Source organism: Aquiflexum sp., from assembly GCF_041751335.1.
GTDB lineage: Bacteria > Bacteroidota > Bacteroidia > Cytophagales > Cyclobacteriaceae > Aquiflexum.
Genome location: NZ_JBGSXS010000259.1, coordinates 1 through 6850, shown reverse-complemented (window position 1 = coordinate 6850; position 6850 = coordinate 1). Strand labels below are relative to the sequence as shown.

At 37.5% G+C, this 6850-nt stretch carries 6 protein-coding genes and 1 pseudogene; 1 reads left to right on the top strand and 6 read right to left on the bottom strand.

The features are described from left to right. Window positions 1-88: 88 nt before the first annotated feature. Complete coding sequence (locus ACEW8U_RS14350; RefSeq protein WP_373522738.1) at window positions 89-2194, top strand: hypothetical protein; 2106 nt, start codon at window positions 89-91, stop codon at window positions 2192-2194. Between the two features lie 587 nt (window positions 2195-2781). On the opposite strand, the gene ACEW8U_RS14345 is transcribed toward ACEW8U_RS14350, so the two are convergent. The 6 genes and pseudogenes from ACEW8U_RS14345 to ACEW8U_RS14320 all read right to left on the bottom strand — a co-directional run. After that, the gene (locus ACEW8U_RS14345) at window positions 2782-2943 is read right to left on the bottom strand and encodes a hypothetical protein (RefSeq protein ID WP_373522737.1); all 162 of its coding nucleotides are present in this window, start codon (window positions 2941-2943) and stop codon (window positions 2782-2784) included. Between the two features lie 289 nt (window positions 2944-3232). Next, window positions 3233-3562 (bottom strand): hypothetical protein, encoded by a 330-nt coding sequence (locus ACEW8U_RS14340; RefSeq protein ID WP_373522736.1) that lies wholly within the window; start codon window positions 3560-3562, stop codon window positions 3233-3235. A gap of 383 nt (window positions 3563-3945) precedes the next feature. Next, entirely contained in the window at window positions 3946-4410 is a 465-nt protein-coding gene (locus ACEW8U_RS14335; protein ID WP_373522735.1) for a type II toxin-antitoxin system HigA family antitoxin, read from the bottom strand. Further along, a complete protein-coding gene (locus ACEW8U_RS14330; RefSeq protein WP_373522734.1) occupies window positions 4400-4711 on the bottom strand; it encodes a type II toxin-antitoxin system HigB family toxin in 312 nt (103 codons plus the stop codon). The genes ACEW8U_RS14335 and ACEW8U_RS14330 overlap by 11 nt, the downstream gene beginning before the upstream one ends. A 323-nt stretch (window positions 4712-5034) precedes the next feature. Next, a complete protein-coding gene (locus ACEW8U_RS14325; protein WP_373522733.1) occupies window positions 5035-6159 on the bottom strand; it encodes a glycoside hydrolase family 43 protein in 1125 nt (374 codons plus the stop codon). A gap of 348 nt (window positions 6160-6507) precedes the next feature. Next, a pseudogene (locus ACEW8U_RS14320) lies at window positions 6508-6850 on the bottom strand (beta-galactosidase); the annotation flags it as partial.

Sequence of the window (6850 nt, the reverse complement as noted above, 5' to 3'; positions counted from 1 at the left end):
ATCGGGCTTGTCAGCTTTATAAAAAAAGAATTGACTCAGCCGTTCTTTGGCATAGGGTCAGTATAGTTTTGACCCAAAACAGGAAAATATGAACAAGGACTTACAACAAAGGCACAAAGAATTGATTGAAAAACAAGCAGTTCTTCAACAAGCCAAGGAAACACTGAAAACAGAATTTGTAGGAATAGATCAGGTCATTGAGGAAGTCGTCGATGCGATAAGCTCTTGGTATCTTTTTCCCGAAATCCAGGAAAAGCCGGTCATCATTAACTTGTGGGGATTGACGGGAGTGGGTAAGTCTTCTTTGGTCAATCGCTTGGTCCAATTGATTTCAATGGAGCAAAAGTACTACTATTTTGACCTTGGTGAGCGTGAAAACAGAGATTGGAATGTTCAAAGAACCCTTCAGGAGATTTATGAAAATGTCAATGGCTACCCCATCATCTTGGCCCTTGATGAATTCCAACATGCCCGAACATTGGATGATTTGGGAGCAGAAAAAGAAAAAAGCTCTTCCCGTATTATCTGGCAGTTATTGGATTCAGGAAAATTCAAGATTTCCAAATTCAGTTTTCATCAGGAAGAACTTTACGACCTGATCAAACAGCTCCGATATCTTTTGTCCCATGGCGTACAGGTATCCAAAGGGAAGGTAACCGCTCAAGTGGAATATTTCATGGAGAAAATGGATCCAAAAAATCAGTTTACAGACCATAGTAATGATGGAAAGCAGACCGATTCAAACACGCAGGATGTGCTATTTGTCCCCGACCGGTTTTATGAAAGTATTTTTGATATGGCGAAGGAAAAATATTCAACAACTTTTGAATTGCAGGAAAAACTACTTTCGTTGGAAGGATACGAAACTTTAGCTTTCTTATTGGAGGTATTTGAACTCGGGAATAGTCCAAAGACAGTGGATTGTTCCAAAGGTTTGATTTTTGTTTTGGGCAACTTGGATGAGGCCTACACCATGAGCCATAATTTCAATCCTGATATAGATGCAGATGAGTTTCAAGAACAATCCCTGAAAATCAACGTCCCCACCATCAAAAGGGCTTTGCAGCGTCGTTTCCGAAATGAGCAGATTGCGAGATTAGGCAATCTTCACATTATCTACCCTGCCTTCAGTAAACAATCCTTTCAAAAAATCATAGACCTGGAACTTAGAAAAATTGAGGAGAAGGTTTACCGCAATCAAGGCGTGAAACTTCAAATTGATTCCTCTTTGCATGATTTTATTTACAAAGAGGCGGTTTATCCCACTCAGGGTACAAGGCCGATCTTTACCACTATTCATCAGGTTGTCCAATCCAAATTGGGAAAAATCATCACGGAAATGATTTTAAAAAATCTGGAGGTTTCCTGTATTGCCATGAAGCTAAAGGGAAACCTTATCCATATCGACTATTATCGGGAGGAAATCATCGTCCATTCGCTTTCAATCCAGCAAAAATTCATTCTGGAAGATTTGAGAAAAAGCAAGAAAAATGATTTACAGGCCATTATAGCAGTGCATGAATCCGGTCATGCCATCATTGCTACCATTTTACTCCTTACTGTTCCTGAAGTTATATTCTCCAATACAGCCGAAGTGGAGACGGGCGGCTTTATCCATACCAAATTCAAATGGAAATACATTTCCAAAAAGGAAGTCATAAACAGGTTGGCATTGTATTTAGGCGGATATGCCGCGGAGCGTCTTGTTTTTGGAGAAGAAAATGTAACCACCGGTGCTGAGGATGACATCAATAAAGCCACAGCCTTTATCACAGCCATGCTGAAAGAGGCAGGAATGGGCAATATTCCGGGAGCTTTTGATGCCAAGGCAGTGGAAACAAAATATTTCCTACATGATGAAGACAATGAACTGGGCAAAAAAGCGGAATCTTTGATCTTAAAAGCCCTGGAGTTGGCCGAAAAGACCTTGGCTGAGCAAAAGTTATGGTTACTGAAAATGGCTGATTATTTGAGCGACCACAGTCAGATGCGCAAGGATGCTATTCTTCAAATGGCAGAAAAATATGCCGTGAATTTTGATCTCGATAGCCTGATTGAAGATGGTGATTTTCTTTTCTATAGGAATCATTTGAAAGCGCAGGTTTCCGAGCTTGAAACCCTTACCAATCCAAGGCCCCTTAAAGATGCTTGGGGATTCTCTCTGAATATGCGATCGGAAAATAAGGGCTCTTGAATGTTGATTTCCGGATACTGGCTATATCCACGCCCTTTGTTCAAGGTCACAAATTGACCTTGAAGCTTTTCTCTGCTTATCTAAAGCCAAATATTAATATTGCTTTGTTTAATTATTCCCATCTAATATTCTTTTGAATTGGAAACAAAAAAATTTCCTTCATACTTGAAAAGTTCAAAAGATTATAACACCAAGGTTTCGCATTTTGCGATACCATATAGTCAACCTCATTTTCATTCCGAACTGTTCGGAAATTCCGAACGATTGCCTTTTCATCCCACGGTCGCAAAGAAATCGTAAAGAAAAAAAACCTTAGCGTACCCCTTGCGTCCTTTGCGGTTTATTTTTTTATGGATTGCCAATTTTCAAATCCCAAAGTCCATGGTTCAAGTTCTAAATACAGATTTTTCTAATGGATTTGTATTTTTCTATTCCTGTTTGGTCAGGGCATTGATCAAAAACACTAATGTAAAGAAAATTGATATTTTTTTACATTGTAAATTTATAATGTTAAGATTTTCTCATTTTTTTTAACATTAAATTCAAGCCCTTACGGTTTTCTCCTTCTGAAAAAATCAGCATTTCGCTTAAAAAATAGCAGCCTTAGACCCGGAAAAATACTTTTTGATTGAAGCAATACCCAGAATTTTATCCCGTGATTCCGGCTCCAGATTTACATCCTTATTTCCAGCAATCAGTGACTCCAAGGGTATTCCCAAATATCTGTTCAATATCACAAGCCTTGTCATATTCTTGTTTTGACTTTAATATTTTAATTTTCATAATGTACAAAGATACCTTATTTGGTAACTTTCAAAAAATGAAATGGTTAGAGGCTTCTTTGCCAGTAAAAAAAAAATCTACCACAAACTTGTTGGAAATCGGAAATCGAGAGTCCGTTGTGGGACAAATCAGTTTACTGAAAATAATTAAATTGAACTACTATTTCACTGGCATCATTGCTTACATACACTAAAAATGATATTGATTATTCAATCTACTGAAACAAAATAAGCTATTTCGAAGGTTACAATTTCTTTAATCTTCCACGTCAGGTCGGTTTTTAGGCTTGTCCTTTGAGATGGGCTTTTTAATTTTTTCGTCAAAATACATGCCATCTGTCTCCATATCAGAAATGGTACGCTTTATAGTACTTTTAAACTTTTCTCTGATTTTTTCAGGAATTTCATCATCATCAAAAAAGGAACTGAGCACATTAAATAATGCGGCCCTGGTAAATCCGGATGCTTTTTCAAATTCATAGGGCTTCTCCTCCATTTTGTTGAATTCTTTAAGGGAAGTGGCTATAAAAACCACAAAAGAAACAACAACCATTATCGTCAATATAATTATGTCTACATTTTCCATTTTACCTTTTCATATTAAATATTATTAAAAAGCCCAAAATGGTCGGGCACCATAAACCGATAAAAATTGCTTTTAACGGCTCTTTTTGAATGACAAAATAATATTCTGATACTCCGATCAGGATTACTACCAATACCATTAATACTATTTCAGATTTTTTGAACTTCTTCATGAATTTTAAATTTGCTTTTTAAATATGCAGTTTGTTGGTAAAGAAATCAGGCGTTTTGCTTGATGAATAAAAAAGTGACCTTATTAACTGATGTAAGCATAACTCAGCTAACAGCACAAAGGTTTAGGTACATGATTTTATGTCAGTTGCATTTGATGAGTTATGTAAAAAAATCTGATGGTAACTCCCCCTCAAAAAATCTGCAATTCCTTTAAAATATCGCAGCCTTGGACCCGGAAAAATACTTTTTGATAGCCGCAATACCCAGAATCTTATCCTGTGATTCCGGATCCAGGCTTACATCCTTATTTCCGGCAATCAGTGATTCCAAGGGTATTCCCAAATATCTGTTCAATAAAATTATCATTTTAAGGGTCAATGCACGCTTCCCATTCAAAATCTCAGACACTCTTGTTTTACCTCCCAATAGCGGAGCAATATCTACCTGTTTTAGATTCATCTGTTCCATTCTAAACTTAATTGCTTCTATTGGATTTGGAGCTTCGACAGGAAAGTGCTCTTGCTCATATTTTTCAACGAGCATAGACAAAAGTTCTAACTCCTCTCCTTCCGGACTTTCTGGTTCAATGGCTTTTTCTATGCTTTGGATCAAGGAATAAATCCGCTCACAAGCCTTGTCATATTCTTGTTTTGACTTTAATATTTTAATTTTCATATCGTACCGTTTTTGCATCTACCTTATCATATTCTGCATGAGTTCCAAACCAAACAACAAAGACTATTTTTAATTTATTCTCAATATCAACAATCAATCGATAGTCATTGCCTTTTATATTGAATACAACTCTTTTGGAACTGATGATACTGGTATTGCCGTATTTTGCTTTCAATTCATTTGAGTTCTCCCATGAAGAGAATCTGACTTCATAAATCCAAGCCCTTAAAGATTCCTCAGCTTGCTTATATTTACTATGACCGAAATAATCTGTCAGAGTTTTTTCTTTTATGATTCTCATACGCAGCATAGATAATAAAAGATACCTTATTTGGTAACTTTTAAAAAATGAATTTCAGAAAACGGATATTCCTAACCGCACCGGTCGCAAAGAAAACGCAAAGAAAAAAACCTTAATGCAACCTTTGCACCCTTTGCGGTTTAAAACCTATAAAAATCAAACCTATTGTCACTGCTGTCATTTTAACAAAGCAAATAATTGTGTACCTAAATCCCCCAAAGGGTGTAGAATAAGCTTTCGGCGATGGCTGGGTGTAATTTGCAATTACACCCTTATATTTAAACCAATTTACAATTGGAAACTATACTGTCAACACTAATATTCTATTTCCGCTGCGACGTAGTCGGCCCATGAACTTCGAGTTTCCCGGTTTCATCTATGGTCATTCGGTCGATAAAAACCAATCGCTCATGCCCGGTTTTTTGGGTTCTGCCATGGTAGACTGCATACATTTCTTTCCTATCAGCAGAAAACAGTACAGAGTTATGTCCTGTCCCGGTCACCTCACCTCCCTGTGAAGTATTCTTTTCCAAAACCGGATTATTTCCGGCTTTTTCAAAGGGACCTAAAGGAGAATTTCCTGTAGCATAACCTACAGCGTAATGCATGCCACCAAAATAGTTTGCAGAATACATGATGTAGTATTTATCACCATGCTTAAAAGTGAAAGAACCTTCCGTCCACCTTCTGTTTACTTCACCGCTTGTAACTGACCTGCTTTCCCACTCAGCTTGTTTGTCATCCATTTTGACCGGTGGCCTAAGCAGCATTACAGGCTCCCCGATGACACCCGAAAAATCAGGATTAAGTTCTACCCCATATACCCAACTTTCTTCAATCTCTTCAAATAAGCCTTCACGCTTGGCCCAATCAGCAATTTCAGATTCTACAGGATGCATGTAGCAGGCCCTTGAATAATAAAGATAGAATTTTCCATCATCATCTTTAAATACATTGGCGTCAATAATGGGATATCCAGGATCGAAGAGAGGTTCATTTCTCATATCTACAAATGGTCCTGTTGGAGCATTTGCAACGGCAACTCCAATTTTAAAATTCTCTAAATCATTTTCGGGATTCACACGCCAATCTGCACTGTAAAACATATAATAGCGACCATCAAACTTATAAACCTCTGGAGCCCAGAAATTGGCCACACTCCAGGATTCCGCAGTATTGCCATTAAAAACCTGTCCCTTATTTTCCCAGTTTTTGAGGTCTTCTGAAGCGTACACAACAAAGCCATCCTTAGCCCCTGCCCCGGTCCCGTACATGTAGAATTTCCCGTTGCCATCATCCAGAATATAGGGATCCCCAAAAGCCACATCTAATGGATTATTAAATTCCTGCAATAACCTGGCATTATTTTCTTTTTTCTCCTGACATGCATGCAATCCCAATGAGACTATCATTGTCAGGTGAATAAGGGTTTTGAATCTTAATTTCATAGCACAATATTTTTTTTTGATAATCTGACTTCTTTTCAATTTCAGGATATGGAATAGATTCACATCATTCCTGAGAAATTTAAATGGCTAAGGTCCCTTTAGGGACATAATATTGGTAAATAAACGATCAATCGAAGGGCATTTGTGCCTTTTGTCCGGTAGGCAGGTACAACATATATCCCGTACCTAAAGGCACAATCCACTAAAATCAAACTCTTGCTACCCATATATTGTCCCCAAAGGGACATTTTCTTCATTCAGTAGGAGTATTGAATAGAAATGTAATTTTCTAACTGCTCTTTAAATTTGACAAAATAGGGCTATAAGAAAATAATAACCCTTGATTTTTCATCGGTTCAGATTGACATTGATTTTGTAAAGTTTTTCGTGAAGCTCTTTCAGCCACTTTTCATCAAACTTGATTACTTTCCTATCATAGGTCATCAATCCGTTGATCTCAATTTCCACGTCAGTGGTCTGGGTGTAAACAGCTGCAGATAGTCCCATAGGGATCAAGCTTTCCATAGTTTCAATCAATTTTGCATACCTGTCCGCCAATTCCTTTTTGCTTTTGAAACTTTGATATCCCCAATTGTCCTTTTCCTGCCAAGTATGGTTTTCCACAGGAAGGCCAAGTCCTCCAAATTCACCCAGAACAATGATATTATCCTTTCCATAAATCCCGGGATCA